This is a genomic window from Rhizobium sp. P44RR-XXIV (genome assembly GCF_001999485.2).
Lineage (GTDB): Bacteria > Pseudomonadota > Alphaproteobacteria > Rhizobiales > Rhizobiaceae > Rhizobium.
The window spans coordinates 1-13,692 of sequence record NZ_MPVZ02000022.1 but is presented as its reverse complement, the minus strand read 5'-3'; the positions used below and the strand labels follow the sequence as shown (position 1 = coordinate 13,692).

General features: G+C 62.0%; 14 protein-coding genes. 13 read left to right on the top strand and 1 reads right to left on the bottom strand.

The genetic code is table 11. The features are described 5' to 3' along the window. Window positions 1–39 precede the first annotated feature (39 nt). The 6 genes from BSK43_RS01985 to BSK43_RS01960 all read left to right on the top strand — a co-directional run bounded on the left by BSK43_RS01985 (window position 40) and on the right by BSK43_RS01960 (window position 6,859). A complete protein-coding gene (locus tag BSK43_RS01985) occupies window positions 40–372 on the top strand; it encodes a DUF736 domain-containing protein (RefSeq protein WP_077470707.1) in 333 nt (110 codons plus the stop codon). Window positions 373–376: 4 nt separating this feature from the next. Further along, entirely contained in the window at window positions 377–1,078 is a 702-nt protein-coding gene (locus tag BSK43_RS01980) for a lytic transglycosylase domain-containing protein (protein ID WP_136686662.1), read from the top strand. A gap of 243 nt (window positions 1,079–1,321) precedes the next feature. Then, window positions 1,322–3,061: a VirD2 family relaxase/mobilization nuclease gene (locus tag BSK43_RS01975; RefSeq protein WP_077470705.1), complete on the top strand. Its 1,740-nt coding sequence runs from the start codon at window positions 1,322–1,324 to the stop codon at window positions 3,059–3,061. A 71-nt stretch (window positions 3,062–3,132) separates the two neighbouring features. Further along, window positions 3,133–4,314, top strand: coding sequence for an ATP-binding protein (locus BSK43_RS01970; protein WP_077470704.1), 1,182 nt, complete (start codon window positions 3,133–3,135; stop codon window positions 4,312–4,314). A gap of 113 nt (window positions 4,315–4,427) precedes the next feature. Next, window positions 4,428–6,413 (top strand): conjugal transfer protein TraG, encoded by a 1,986-nt coding sequence (locus tag BSK43_RS01965; protein WP_077470846.1) that lies wholly within the window; start codon window positions 4,428–4,430, stop codon window positions 6,411–6,413. Window positions 6,414–6,418: 5 nt separating this feature from the next. Further along, window positions 6,419–6,859, top strand: coding sequence for a CopG family transcriptional regulator (locus BSK43_RS01960; protein WP_077470703.1), 441 nt, complete (start codon window positions 6,419–6,421; stop codon window positions 6,857–6,859). A 38-nt stretch (window positions 6,860–6,897) separates the two neighbouring features. Here the strand turns inward: BSK43_RS01960 and BSK43_RS01955 are convergent, their stop codons facing one another. Then, window positions 6,898–7,329: a hypothetical protein gene (locus BSK43_RS01955; protein WP_077470702.1), complete on the bottom strand. Its 432-nt coding sequence runs from the start codon at window positions 7,327–7,329 to the stop codon at window positions 6,898–6,900. Between the two features lie 234 nt (window positions 7,330–7,563). On the opposite strand from BSK43_RS01955, the gene trbB reads away from it, so the two are divergent. The 7 genes from trbB to trbL all read left to right on the top strand — a co-directional run. After that, window positions 7,564–8,559 carry a P-type conjugative transfer ATPase TrbB gene (gene trbB, locus BSK43_RS01950; protein ID WP_077470701.1) on the top strand — a complete coding sequence of 332 codons (996 nt, stop codon included), beginning with the start codon at window positions 7,564–7,566 and terminating at the stop codon, window positions 8,557–8,559. Between the two features lie 122 nt (window positions 8,560–8,681). Further along, window positions 8,682–8,978 carry a TrbC/VirB2 family protein gene (locus tag BSK43_RS01945; protein ID WP_246662477.1) on the top strand — a complete coding sequence of 99 codons (297 nt, stop codon included), beginning with the start codon at window positions 8,682–8,684 and terminating at the stop codon, window positions 8,976–8,978. After that, window positions 8,978–9,259: a VirB3 family type IV secretion system protein gene (locus tag BSK43_RS01940; protein ID WP_077470700.1), complete on the top strand. Its 282-nt coding sequence runs from the start codon at window positions 8,978–8,980 to the stop codon at window positions 9,257–9,259. Before BSK43_RS01945 ends, BSK43_RS01940 begins: the two co-directional genes overlap by 1 nt. A gap of 10 nt (window positions 9,260–9,269) precedes the next feature. Further along, entirely contained in the window at window positions 9,270–11,726 is a 2,457-nt protein-coding gene (gene trbE, locus BSK43_RS01935; RefSeq protein ID WP_136686660.1) for a conjugal transfer protein TrbE, read from the top strand. Next, window positions 11,723–12,475, top strand: a complete 753-nt coding sequence (gene trbJ, locus BSK43_RS01930) for a P-type conjugative transfer protein TrbJ (protein ID WP_077470699.1) — start codon at window positions 11,723–11,725, stop codon at window positions 12,473–12,475. Before trbE ends, trbJ begins: the two co-directional genes overlap by 4 nt. An 11-nt stretch (window positions 12,476–12,486) precedes the next feature. Next, window positions 12,487–12,780, top strand: a complete 294-nt coding sequence (gene trbK-alt, locus BSK43_RS01925) for a putative entry exclusion protein TrbK-alt (protein WP_136686658.1) — start codon at window positions 12,487–12,489, stop codon at window positions 12,778–12,780. Window positions 12,781–12,783: 3 nt separating this feature from the next. Further along, window positions 12,784–13,692 (top strand): P-type conjugative transfer protein TrbL (gene trbL, locus BSK43_RS01920; RefSeq protein WP_077470698.1); only part of this gene is annotated, 909 nt, incomplete at its 3' end.

The following is a 13,692-nucleotide window of genomic DNA, read 5'->3' as shown; positions in this document are numbered from 1 at the left end:
ACGTTGACCTTCTCTCACGCCAACCACAAGGAGGCATTCATGCCACAGATCGGCACGTTTTCACGCGATGCGACAGGCTTTGCCGGCCGTATCCATACCTTTACGTTTAATCGAGACATTACCATCGTGCGACTTGAGCCCACCGACATCGAAAATGCGCCGGACTATCGCATCTATCAGGGCGAAGACGGACCACAGATCGGCGTGGGCTGGAACCGTACTGGCGAGCGTGCCGGCGAATATATTGCTCTTCTCATTGACGATCCCTTGCTGCCGCAACCCATTCGCGCCACCCTGTTTCGCGACGATGATTGCGGTGCGTCCTGGTCGCTGCATTGGAGCCGGCGTCACAAGCGCAGCGGGGGCAATTGATCCCATGCGCGGCTTTTCCTGGCGCTTTACCTTCCTTCTCCTTTCCGGTCTTTCGGCCAACGCATGTGCGACGACCGCATCGATGGCGCGGGACGATTCTTACACGGTGCACCTCGTCGAAGCGTCGCGACGTTTTGGTATGCCCGTCCACTGGATCAGGGCGATAATGCGAGCCGAAAGTGCAGACAATCCGCGTGCGATCTCCTCTGCCGGGGCTATAGGCTTGATGCAGGTCATGCCTGACACATGGACCGAATTGCGTGCCCGCTATGGTCTCGGAGGGGATCCATTTGATCCGCACGACAACATTCTAGCGGGCGCAGCCTATTTAAGGGAGCTGTACAATCGCTACGGAACGCCGGGCTTTCTTGCTGCCTACAATGCTGGCCCCAAGCGCTATGAAGCCTCGCTGAACGGCCGTCCGCTACCGGCTGAGACGCGTGCCTATGTCGCCACACTCGGCCCGATCATCGATAGCAAAATAAGCGCAAGCGCCATCATTGTGGCGGCAGCGGATGCACCGACCTCGGGGCGGGCATCGCATTTTATCCGACAGCCGGATAATGGTTCTGGCCCCACCTTCCTGCCGGCAGGCCGTCTGTCGAACGACGCTCCGACGATCTCGAAAGTGCACGATCTCTCAGCCATCGTGCCGCAGTCAAGTGAGTTGTTCGTGGAGCGAACAGCCGAAAGGCCGGTCCCATGACTGCCTCACCTCCCGTTCGCAGCCTGTCGGGCTCTTGCGCGGCATGGAGGGCACAGGGGCTGGGACTGGGCACCACGACCGAAAGAGGGCAGGATAAAAGGGCGCACATTGCGCGGCGGTCGGGGGTTTGTTTTTGTTTGGGTTTCTGCGCCGTTGCGAACATTTCCCAGCTTTGCCGCAATGTTCGTAAGCGGTCCAGCACCCTGTTTCTGCGCGATCTTTTGAACATTGCGGGGCTGTGCCATGGCCGATGAGCGCGAGTTCCGCGTCCGTCCGGGGCGCATCCGGTCCAGCCGGGCACAATCGGCGCGGCCCTTCATCGCGCAGGCGCTCGCCGCGGCGAAGAAGGCTGGCGGCGGCGTATCGTGCTCCGGCCGCGTGGTCGCCGGCAATCGCTCGCGCTTCGGTCACGGCCAGCGCGCCAGCATCCAGGCCAATCGACTGATTTCGTCGCGCTCGCGCGGCGCCGTCGTCAAGGCGCGTGTCGTGCGTCATTCGGCACGCACTGCGCCGCTCGGCACCCATCTCAATTATCTGCGCCGAGAGGGCGTGACCCGTGACGGGGAAAAGGCCCGCCTGTTTGGGCCGGACACTGAGAATGCTGACGCCAGCGCCTTTGCCGGGCGAAGCCAGGATGACCGTCATCATTTCCGGTTCATCGTCTCGCCGGACCACGCTGTGGAAATGTCGGATCTCAAATCTTTTACCCGTGATCTCGTCGGGCAGATGGAGAAGGACCTCGGCACCCGGCTCGAGTGGGTGGCCGTCGATCACTGGAACACCGAGCATCCCCATGTCCACCTGATCGTGCGCGGCGTCCGCGACGACGGCCAGGATCTCGTCATTTCGCGCGACTACATCAAGGAGGGGATGCGCGACCGGGCGCGAGATCTCATCACCCAGGAGCTGGGGCCGCGCACCGACCTCGACATCCGCCGCACGCTGGAGCGCCAGATTGAAGCGGAGCGATGGACCCAGCTCGACCGTCAGCTTGTCCGGGATGCACGAGAAACCGGCATCATCGATCTTGCGCCGCAACCGGATCGCCAGCCAGACGAGTTTCATGCCCTGAAGGTCGGACGGCTGCGCAAGCTGGAAGTCCTTGGCCTGGCTGGACAGGTTGGCCACTCGCAATGGTCCATCAAGCCGGAAGCCGAAGCGGTGCTGCGCGAACTCGGCGAGCGCGGCGACATTATCAAGCGCATGCACAAGGCGCTGACGGACTGCGGCATCGAACGCGGCTCGGCCAGCTATGTGCTGGCCGGTGAGAGCCTCGATGAGCCGATCATCGGCCGCCTGGTCGATCGCGGTCTCGACGACGAGCTGAAGGGCTCGGCCTATGCTGTCGTCGACGGCGTCGATGGCCGCACCCATCACATCAAGCTGCCCGATCTCGATGCGGCCGGCGACAGCGCTCCCGGCTCGATTGTCGAGCTGCGCAAGTTCGATGACGCGCGCGGTGAGCGCCGTACCGCGCTCGCCGTTCGCTCCGATCTCGACATCGAGCGACAGGTCACCGTATCGGGCGCGACTTGGCTCGACCGGCAGGCGGTGGCAAGAGAGCCATTGTCGCTCTCCGATGGCGGCTTCGGCGCCGAGGTGCAGCAGGCCATGGACCGCCGTGCTGACCATCTTGTCGAGCTAGGTCTTGCCGACCGTCAGGGACGTAGCGTGGTATTCGCCCGCCGGCTGGTCGACACCTTGCGCCGCCGCGAACTCGATGCGCTTGGCGAGAAGCTCGCCACCGAGAGGGGGCAGCCATTCAACCGCGCTGGCAGTGGCGAATATGTCGCCGGTACCTATCGCCAGCGCTTTACGCTCGCCTCCGGCCGCTTCGTCATGATCGACGACGGCCTCGGCTTCCAGCTCGTTCCCTGGAGTCCGTCCCTCGAAAAGCAGCTTGGCCGCCACGTCTCCGGTGTCGCCCGCAATGACGGCGGCATCGACTGGAGTTTTGGCCGCAAACGGGGATTGGGATTGTAAAACCAATAACCCGTTCTTGTTGGGGGTTCTCAAATACGACGCTCTGAACACTAAATCCCAAGAGCGATTCGATGTTTACTAAAGAATTCGATGAAATTTCTTTGACCGATCTCCAAGCTCTCGTCGACGAGGGAATTCCCGAAGGACGCCAACTTGAGTTCAAGCGCGATCACTATGGGCGCAAGGATGACGACAGACGGGAGTTTGCCGCGGATGTCTCGGCAATGGCCAATGCACTCGGCGGATACCTGCTCATCGGCATTGATGAACAAAATGGGATTGCATCAGACGTTTGCGGTGTAACCGAACGGGATCCTGACGGGTTGGTTCGGGCGGTTTCTGAAGCCATTCGTTCGTTGTTCGAACCACCGCTCCTTGATCTCCGGATCAAGTGGATTGCCTTGGGAGCCGAACGGGGCGCTCTGGTGATCAAGGTCGCGCGGAGCTGGAGCGCGCCCCATCGTGTGACCGTCGCCAAAGACCACCGTTTCTTCATCCGCGACGAAAATGGAAAACATCCGATGTCTGTAGAGGAATTGCGTAGAGCTTTCCTGTTTGCTTCCGAGGTTGAAGAGAGGATTAGACGTTTCCGCGCCGAGCGGCTTGAAGTCCTGACGAACAACGAGGGACCTCTTGCAGTTGGTAAGGAGGGTGACGGACGGCTGATCCTGCAAGTCGTGCCACGGGCATCTTTCACGGACGGCGTTCAACTGTCTTTCGATGAACGGGGCGGGACCATGTGGCCATGGCCTCTTGGAGCAAGCGGTGCAAATCCGATGTACTCGCTTGACGGCCTGGTCAGTTATTCAGGACCCGAGGAGCGAGTTGAAACCGTCCGCGCATTTTCGACGCTCTTTCGCAATGGTATCGCGGAGGCGGTGGCAAAGATACACATTGGCGGGAAGGACGGCCAGCGCAATGTCTCCCTGACAGGCGTTGAGGAAGATGTAATCTCGGGTCTGCGCCAGATTTTCGGCGAATACAAAAGACGATCCATACCTGCGCCCTATGCGGTGCTGGTAAGCCTTCTTGGTGTACGCGGTGTATCGGCTCCGATCGACGAATGGCGTGGTGGAATTGCTTATCCGCATAGAGCCGACCGGATTATTCTGCCGGAGCTGACACTTGACGCCGCCGGGGCCGTGGAGGAGCCGGCAACTTCGCTCAAGCCTTTGTTCGATCTCATGTGGAACGCCTTTGGTCAACGTGGCTCGCCGAACTACGACCAGTCGGGGCGATATGTACAGCGCTGAACTCCGCCGTTTGCCTGTATTTTTATCCGGCGCTTGTACGATACTTTGAAATTGCTTGCGTTTTGCCGCTTAGAAGTCGGAGTTGACGGACACCATCCATCGAGGGAATGGCCGTGTCCGCGACGAAAATCCTCTGGGGCCAGATCCTCACCGTCCTTCTGATCGTGCTGATGACGACCTGGGGCGCGACACAGTGGACGGCCTGGCAGCTCGGTTTCCAGCCGCAGCTCGGTCACCCTTGGTTCCAGATCGTCGGCTGGCCGGTCTATTACCCGCCGGCCTTCTTCTGGTGGTGGTACTTCTACGATGCCTATGCGCCGCCGATCTTCGTCGAAGGTGGCATGATCGCGGCGTCTGGCGGCTTCATCGCCATCGCGGTTGCGATCGGCATGTCGGTCTGGCGGGCGCGCGAGGCCAAGAATGTTGCGACCTATGGCTCGGCGCGCTGGGCCGAGCCGGAGGAAGTGAAGGCCGCCGGTCTGCTCGGCCCCGACGGCGTTGTTCTCGGCAGACTCGATCGGGCCTATCTGCGGCATGATGGCCCGGAGCATGTCCTATGTTTTGCGCCTACGAGATCGGGCAAGGGCGTCGGCCTGGTCGTGCCTTCGCTGCTCACCTGGCCGGGTTCGGCCATCGTCCACGACATCAAGGGTGAGAACTGGATGCTCACCGCCGGCTTCCGATCCCGGCACGGCCGCGTGCTGCTGTTCGACCCGACCAATGCACGATCGGCCGCCTACAATCCGCTGCTCGAGGTGCGGCGGGGTGAATGGGAGGTCCGCGACGTCCAGAACATTGCCGACATCCTGGTCGATCCGGAAGGGTCGCTGGACAAAAGGAACCATTGGGAGAAGACCAGCCACGCGCTGCTGGTCGGCGCGATCCTGCATGTCCTTTATGCCGAGCAGGACAAGACGCTGGCCGGCGTCGCGGCATTTCTGTCCGATCCGAAACGGCCGATCGAATCGACGCTCGCAGCCATGATGAAGACCGCGCATCTCGATGAAGGAGGTCCGCACCCGGTCATCGCGTCGGCGGCGCGTGAGCTGCTGAACAAATCCGACAACGAGCGATCCGGCGTGCTGTCGACCGCAATGTCGTTTCTGGGCCTGTACCGCGATCCTGTCGTCGCCGAGTTGACGCGGCACTGCGACTGGCGCATTACCGACATCGTCGGTGGCAAACGCCCGACGACGCTCTACCTCGTCGTTCCGCCGTCCGACATCAATCGCACCAAGCCGCTGATCCGCTTGATCCTCAACCAGATTGGCCGCCGCCTGACCGAGGATCTGCAGGCGAAGGGCGGCCGCCACCGGCTGCTGCTGATGCTGGACGAGTTTCCTGCATTGGGCAGGCTGGATTTCTTCGAGAGCGCCTTGGCCTTCATGGCGGGCTATGGCCTCAAATCATTCCTGATCGCCCAGTCGCTGAACCAGATCGAGAAAGCCTATGGGCCGAACAATTCGATCCTCGACAACTGCCATGTGAGGGTGTCGTTCGCCACGAATGACGAGAGGACTGCGAAGAGGGTGAGCGACGCGCTCGGCACCGCCACCGAGATGAAGGCGATGAAGAACTATGCCGGGCATCGGCTGTCGCCCTGGCTCGGGCATTTGATGGTCTCGCGCTCGGAAACCGCGCGGCCGCTGCTTACGCCTGGCGAGATCATGCAGCTTCCGCCGTTTGACGAAATCGTCATGGTCGCGGGAACACCGCCGATCCGGGCCAAGAAGGCGCGATACTTCGAGGATGTCAGGTTTCAGGAGCGCATAATGCCGCCGCCGAAACTGGTCCGCACCAGCGAGCCGCATCCGGACGACTGGAGCCGCCTGCCGATCCCGAACCGTGCCCCGTTTGACGAAGCTGTGGCGGGCTCCGCCGAGGAGGATGAGGACCCGACCGAATCCGAGCGCCGCCGGCAGCCAGAATTGGGCCGCGTGAAACCCGTCGAGAAGAGGGAGCCCATCGAGAACGAGTTCGAGATCGATCCCCCAGACGAGATGGAGGAGGAAGCCACCCGGAACCGTCGGATGACCCGTCTCATGCAAGGCGTGGCACGGCAGGTCTCGCTTGATCCGAATGACGGGATGGAGCTGTGAGCACCATGACCGGCCGAAAGAAGAAAGCGCAGATCTCCGTTTATCTCGAACCTGACGTCATGACGATGCTCTCGGATTATGCGGCTCGCCGGGAGCAGCCGATGTCTTTGATTGTGGAGGCGGCCGTCGCCTCGTTTCTGTCACCGGATGACGTGGAACGGCGGGAGGCACTGATTGCCAAGCGCCTCGATCAGATCGACCGCCGCATGACGCGGTTGGAGCGCGATCTTGGCATCTCGGTCGAAACGCTGGCCGTATTCGTCCGTTTCTGGCTTACGACCACGCCAGCCTTGCCCGAACCGGCGGCGCAAGCGGCACGCGCCAAAGCTACTGAACGCTATGAAGCGTTCGTGACCGCGCTCGGCCGACGGCTGGCCCAAGGGCCGAAGCTGCGGCAGGAGATTTCCGAGGATGTCACCGCACGATCGGACGAGCCGACATCATGATCGTTCAGGTTTCACGAAGTCCGATTGCTCTTCTTGCATCAAGTTTCACTCAGTCCGTCATTATCAGGGGCATCATCATCGGTTTCTACCGCCAGTTCAAGCGACGCATACAATGAGGCAAGCTCTTCTTTTGAAGGCGGTTCCCACGGTTTCAGATTGCTCAACATATCCGTGAAACCGTCGATCTCCTCCTGCGTAAGGGCGGCCGGCTCGGGAGCTTTCAGCTCTGTTGTCTTTCTAAATTCCTCTATTGCATTTTTCAGAGTGTCGATCTCGGCTCGTTTATAGACTGCTCCTTCCTGCGAAAGCAGGTCAGCAATGGAGATCTCCATTTGATCGAGAGCATGCGATAGCCATATCTTCCGGCGATTGTATTTTTGTCGCGCCGATAACTTGGGGTTCTTTGGTCCCTTCGATGCTGCGTTTTTGGACTGTAGCTGACTGAAAATGTCTTCTGGATTGCTGCTCAATTCATACTCCAACAGCTCGAAATCGAATCATCGGCACAATGCGATTTGTTATCGCATTGAGGTTGCGAGCTTAAGATCGAATATGTTTAGGACAAAGCTCAACCGCCGTTTTCCTGTATTTGCTCTCTATACTACTACGACGCTAATTCCTTGTTGAAACGCCGGAATTTCCGGCTCTTTTAATTATCCCCGTCCGGGGACCGTCTGACTTCCCGGGCGAGAAACGGGGATCGGATGGCAGTCTCACATCGAAATTCGGAAGGCTTTGCGCGTAGCGCACGGATGCTGCGCACCGCGCTGGGTGCTGCCATCGCCCGATTTCTGGAAGATCCCAGCGTCGTCGAGGTAATGCTGAACCCGGACGGTCGCCTGTGGATCGACCGTCTCTCGGAGGGCATGTTCGACACGGGCGAGCGCATCATGCCCGCGGACGGCGAACGCATCATCCGACTGGTTGCTCACCATGTCGGCGGGGAGGTTCATGGAGGCGCTCCGCGTGTTTCGGCCGAGCTGCCCGACAGCGGCGAACGCTTCGAAGGCCTCCTGCCTCCGATCGTCACCGGTCCGGCTTTCGCCATCCGTAAGCCCGCGATCTCGGTCTTTACTCTCGACGACTATGTTTCGGCGGGAACGATGACCGCCGATCAGGCGGCATTGCTGCGCGAGGCCGTCGCCTCGCACGCCAATATGCTGGTCGCCGGCGGCACGGGCACTGGCAAGACGACGCTCACCAACGCGCTGCTGGCCGAAGTCGCGAAGGCGCGGGACCGGCTTCTCATTATCGAGGACACGCGCGAGCTTCAAAGCCAGTCCGAGAACAAGGTGCCGATGCGCACCAAGGATTTTATCGCCAATCTGACCGATCTGGCGCGCTCGGCGATGCGCTTGCGGCCCGATCGCATCATCGTCGGCGAGGTGCGAGGCCCGGAAGCCCTCGATCTCTTGAAGCTTTGGGGAACGGGGCATCCCGGCGGCATCGGCACCATCCACGCCGGCACCAGTGTCGGTGCGCTCCTCCGGCTCGAACAGCTCGTTCAGGAAGCTGTCGTCACCGTTCCCAAGGCACTGATCGCCGAGACCATCGACATCGTGGCAGTGCTCTCCGGTCGCGGCTCCGCGCGCCACCTCTCTGAACTTGCCCGTGTCGAAGGACTCGGGCCCGACGGCGACTACCGTGTCACCCCCGCACGCTTTTTCCCCGACCGCCAACCGCTCCCGAAAGGAGAATAGCCATGCCCCTCCGATTCCCGCCTGTTCTGCGGCAGCTCTTCAGCCCGCCAATCATCCCCTCCAGCGTGCCGCTTCAGGCGAGCGCTTGCATGCCGTTTCTGCGCGGCTTGCGTCGCCACCTCATGAGCCTGGTGACCCTCACCACGATCATGGTGATGGCGGCTGCACCGGCTCATGCTTCCGGATCCTCGATGCCGTGGGAGGCGCCGCTTCAATCGATCCTCGAATCCATCGAAGGGCCGGTCGCCAAGATCGTCGCCGTGATTATCATTATCGCCACTGGCCTTGCCCTTGCTTTCGGCGATACGAGCGGCGGCTTCAGGAGACTGATCCAGATCGTCTTCGGCCTGTCGATCGCCTTCGCTGCCAGTTCCTTCTTCCTCAGCTTCTTCTCGTTCGGCGGCGGAGCGCTCGTCTGATGGCGGGCGTTCTGGAACACGTCAGCGAGGTGCCGGGCTTCACCGTCGCCGTTCACCGGGCGCTCACCGAGCAAATCCTTCTCGGTGGCGCTCCGAGAAGCATAGCCATCATGAACGGAACGCTCGCCGGGGCCGTGGGTCTCGGTCTGCGGCTCTGGTTGGTCGGCCTCGCCATCTGGGCGATCGGGCATTTCGCGGCGGTCTGGGCGGCAAAACGCGATCCGCTGTTCGTGGAAGTCGGCCGCCGTCACCTTCGTATCCCCGGACATCTGTCGGTTTGAGGGCGTGGCCATGATGAATCTTACCGAATACCGCCGCACCGCCAGCCGTCTCGCGGACTTCCTGCCCTGGGCAGCACTCGTCGGCGAGGGAGTCGTTCTCAACAAGGACGGATCGCTGCAAAGGACCGCCCGATTTCGCGGTCCCGATCTGGAATCCTCTATTGCTGCCGAACTGGTCGCCGTCGCCGCCCGGCTGAACAATGCCTTTCGCCGTCTCGGTTCCGGCTGGGCGATTTTCGTGGAAGCGCAGCGCCAGGAGGCCGCTACCTATCCCGACGATCGCTTTCCCGATCCGGCCTCGGCTCTGCTCGACGCCGAGCGCAAGGCCGATTTCGAGGAGCAGGGCAGCCATTTTAATTCCGGCTACTTCCTCACCTTCACCTATCTCTCGCCCGCCGAAGATGCGGCTCGTGCCGAGACCTTGCTCTATGAGGGGCGCGAGCGATCCGGCGTTGATCCGAACGAGATCCTGCGCGGCTTCATCGATCGTACCAATCGCGTGCTGGCACTGCTCGACGGCTTTATGCCCGAATGCCACTGGCTCGATGATGCCGAGACGCTGACCTACCTGCACTCCACCGTCTCGACCAAACGGCACCGTGTCCGCGTTCCCGAAACGCCGATGTACCTGGACGCGCTGCTGGCCGATCAATCTCTGACCGGCGGGCTGGAGCCGCGGCTAGGCGACAAGCATCTGCGCATCCTCACCATCGTCGGTTTCCCGACCGCAACCACGCCCGGCATCCTCGACGAGTTGAACAGGCTGGCCTTTCCCTATCGCTGGTCGACGCGCGCGATCCTGCTGGACAAGACAGATGCCATCAGGCTGCTCACCCGTATCCGTCGCCAGTGGTTTGCGAAACGCAAGTCGATCGCCGCCATCCTGAAAGAAGTGATGACCAACGAGGCGTCTGTCCTCGTGGATACCGACGCCGCGAACAAAGCGGCCGATGCGGATATCGCGCTTCAGGAACTCGGCGCCGACTATGCCGGCATGGCCTATGTCACGGCGACCATCGCCGTATGGGACGCCGATCCCCGCCTTGCCGACGAAAAGCTCCGGCTTGTCGAAAAAGTTGTCCAGGGTCGCGACTTCACGGCGATGCCGGAATCCATCAATGCCGTCGATGCCTGGCTTGGTTCGCTGCCGGGGCATGTTTACGCCAACGTGCGCGAACCTCCGATCTCGACGCTCAATCTCGCCCACATGATTCCCCTCAGTGCCGTGTGGGCTGGGCCGGAACGGGATGACCACCTGGGTAGCGCCCCCTTGCTCTTTGGCAAGACCGAAGGAAGCACCCCGTTCCGGCTTTCCATTCACGTCGGCGATGTCGGGCACACGCTCGTCGTCGGGCCGACCGGCTCGGGCAAGAGCGTGCTGCTCGCCTGCATGGCGCTCCAGTTCCGGCGCTATGCCCAGGCCCAGGTCTTCGCCTTCGATTTCGGCGGTTCTATCCGGGCCGCGGCCCTTGCCATGGGCGGCGATTGGCATGATCTGGGCGGCGACCTGACCGAAGGGGATGCATTTTCCGTTTCGCTCCAGCCGCTTGCGCGCATCCATGACGTGCCCGAACGTGCCTGGGCGGCCGACTGGGTCGTCGCCATCCTGACGCGCGAGAGCATCGCGATCACGCCTGACGTCAAGGAGCATATCTGGACGGCGCTGACCTCTCTCGCTTCCGCGCCGGTCGAGGAACGCACCATCACCGGCCTGACGGTGCTGCTGCAATCGAACGACCTGAAGCAGGCGCTCAGGCCGTATTGCGTCGGCGGTCCTTATGGCCGGCTGCTCGATGCCGAAACCGAGCACCTCGGCAGCGCGTCGGTGCAGGCCTTCGAGATCGAGGGGCTGGTCGGCACCGGCGCCGCTCCGGCCGTCCTGTCCTATCTGTTCCACCGCATCGGCGACCGGCTAGATGGCTCGCCCACCTTGCTCATCATCGATGAGGGCTGGCTGGCGCTCGATGATGAAGCCTTTTCCGGGCAGTTGCGGGAATGGTTGAAAACCCTGCGCAAGAAGAACGCATCAGTCATCTTCGCCACACAGTCGCTGTCCGACATCGACAATTCGGCGATCGCCCCGGCGATCATCGAAAGTTGCCCGACGCGGCTGCTTCTTCCGAATGAGCGCGCTGTCGAACCGCAGATCACCGCGATCTATCAGCGATTTGGGTTGAACGCGCGCCAGATCGAAATCCTCGCGCGGGCTACGCCGAAAAAGGACTACTACTGCCAAAGCCGCAGGGGGAACCGCCTGTTCGATCTGGGCCTGTCCGAAATAGGACTGGCGCTGACGGCCGCCTCCTCGAAATCCGACCAGTCCGCCATCGCCCGCGTTTTCGCCGATCACGGCCGGGACGGCTTCCTTGCCGCTTGGCTGCGCCTGCGCGGCGCCGATTGGGCAGCCGACCTCATTCCCGACCTCGCCAATCTCATCCCTCAGCCCGACAAGGAGGCTCAATCATGAAGACTCGCCCTTTCCGCGCGGCACTGCTTGCCGCATCCATTCTTACTCTCTCAGTACCGGCTTCGCTGGTGTTGGCGCCGCCGGCGTCCGCCGCCTGGATCGTCTACGACCCGACGAACTATTCGCAGAATCTTCTGTCCGCCGCGCGCGCCCTGGAGCAGATCAACAACCAGATCACCAGCCTGCGAAACGAAGCGCAGATGCTGATCAACCAGGCACGCAATCTCGCCAGTCTGCCGTACTCGTCGCTCCAGCAGATCCAGCAATCGGTGAGCCGCACGCAGCAGCTTCTGTCCCAGGCGCAGAACATCGCCTTCGACGTCGGCCAGATCGATCAGGCATTCCAGTCGAAATACGCCAATGTCTCGCTGTCGGCCACCGACGCGCAGCTCGTCGCCGATGCAAAGGAGCGCTGGAAGAACAGCGTCGGCGGACTTCAGGACGCCATGCGCGTGCAGGCCACCGTCGTCGGCAATATCGACACCAACCGCACCGAGATGTCGCAACTGGTCGGCCAGAGCCAGGGCGCGACCGGTGCGCTTCAGGCCGCGCAGGCGGGAAACCAGCTTCTCGCCCTTCAGTCGCAGCAGCTTTCCGACCTCACCGCACTGCTTGCCGCCAATGGCCGCTCCACCGCGCTCACCGAGGCCGAACGGGCCGCCGCGGCCGAACAGGGGCGCGTGCAGCGCCAGCGCTTCCTGACGTCAGGCTCCGGCTATCAGGCCGGCAGCGCCAAGATGTTCAACTGAGGGCGCTGGCCATGGACGGCAAGATGCTGGCCCGTCTGGGCGCCGTCGTCTTTGTCGCCGTCGCGATCACCGCGACGGCGACCGAGATGATCAGAAAGAGAGAGGCTCTCGCGCCATGGACACGATCCACAGCCGCTGTCGCATCGCCGGCAGATCCCCTCCGGCTCGGCCAGCGCCGGTGCCAGCAGCTTGGGCAGGCTGCCACCAGCGATCCCGAATGCCTGCGTGTCTGGTCGGAAACACGAGACCGCTTCCTTGGCAGGGCTTCCGCACCGGCCGCCCCACAGATCGTCGAAGGGCAGTGAATCATGGGCGGCAGCGGCGTCATCGACAATTTCCTCGGGGTCTTCACCTCCTATATCGACAGCGGGTTCGGTCTTCTCGGCGGCGAGGTCGCCTTCATCGCCACGACGCTGATCGTCATCGACGTGACACTCGCCGCCCTGTTCTGGAGCTGGGGCGCCGACGACGACATCATCGCGCGTCTGGTGAAGAAGACCCTGTTCGTCGGAGCCTTTGCATACATCATCGACAACTGGAACAATCTGGCCCGTATCATCTTCGAGAGCTTTGCCGGCCTCGGTCTCAAAGGGTCTGGTACTGGCTTTTCGACGGCGGACCTCCTGCGGCCCGGCAAGGTGGCGCAAGTCGGTCTCGACGCGGCGCGTCCTCTGCTTGAATCAATTTCCGACCTCATGGGCTGGGTCGCATTCTTCGAGAATTTCATCCAGATCGCCTGCCTGCTGTTCGCCTGGGCGCTCGTCCTGCTGGCGTTCTTCATTCTGGCCATCCAGTTGTTCGTCACGTTGATCGAATTCAAGCTGACGACCTTGGCCGGGTTCGTCCTCATCCCGTTCGGACTGTTCGGGAAGACGGCCTTCATGGCGGAAAGAGTACTTGGCAATGTCGTCTCTTCCGGCATCAAGGTGCTGGTGCTCGCCGTCATCATTGGCATCGGCTCCACCCTGTTCAGCCAGTTCACCGCCGGTTTCGGCGGCGCCACACCGACGATCGACGATGCCATGGCCGTCGTGCTGGCCGCGCTTTCATTGCTGGGCCTCGGGATATTCGGTCCTGGCATTGCCAACGGCCTCGTTTCCGGCGGCCCGCAGCTCGGCGCAAGTGCAGCCGTCGGCACCAGCCTTGCCGTTGGCGGCGCAGCGCTTGCCGCAGGCGGTGCGGCCGGTCTGGCCCTGCGGGGTGGCGCAGCTGCTTTG

Coding starts and splice junctions, on each gene's coding strand:
- BSK43_RS01985 (WP_077470707.1), top strand. CDS start 40: ATGCCACAGATCGGCACGTTTTCACGCGATGCGACAGGCTTTGCCGGC.
- BSK43_RS01980 (WP_136686662.1), top strand. CDS start 377: ATGCGCGGCTTTTCCTGGCGCTTTACCTTCCTTCTCCTTTCCGGTCTT.
- BSK43_RS01975 (WP_077470705.1), top strand. CDS start 1,322: ATGGCCGATGAGCGCGAGTTCCGCGTCCGTCCGGGGCGCATCCGGTCC.
- BSK43_RS01970 (WP_077470704.1), top strand. CDS start 3,133: ATGTTTACTAAAGAATTCGATGAAATTTCTTTGACCGATCTCCAAGCT.
- BSK43_RS01960 (WP_077470703.1), top strand. CDS start 6,419: ATGACCGGCCGAAAGAAGAAAGCGCAGATCTCCGTTTATCTCGAACCT.
- trbB (WP_077470701.1), top strand. CDS start 7,564: ATGGCAGTCTCACATCGAAATTCGGAAGGCTTTGCGCGTAGCGCACGG.
- BSK43_RS01945 (WP_246662477.1), top strand. CDS start 8,682: ATGAGCCTGGTGACCCTCACCACGATCATGGTGATGGCGGCTGCACCG.
- BSK43_RS01940 (WP_077470700.1), top strand. CDS start 8,978: ATGGCGGGCGTTCTGGAACACGTCAGCGAGGTGCCGGGCTTCACCGTC.
- trbE (WP_136686660.1), top strand. CDS start 9,270: ATGATGAATCTTACCGAATACCGCCGCACCGCCAGCCGTCTCGCGGAC.
- trbJ (WP_077470699.1), top strand. CDS start 11,723: ATGAAGACTCGCCCTTTCCGCGCGGCACTGCTTGCCGCATCCATTCTT.
- trbK-alt (WP_136686658.1), top strand. CDS start 12,487: ATGGACGGCAAGATGCTGGCCCGTCTGGGCGCCGTCGTCTTTGTCGCC.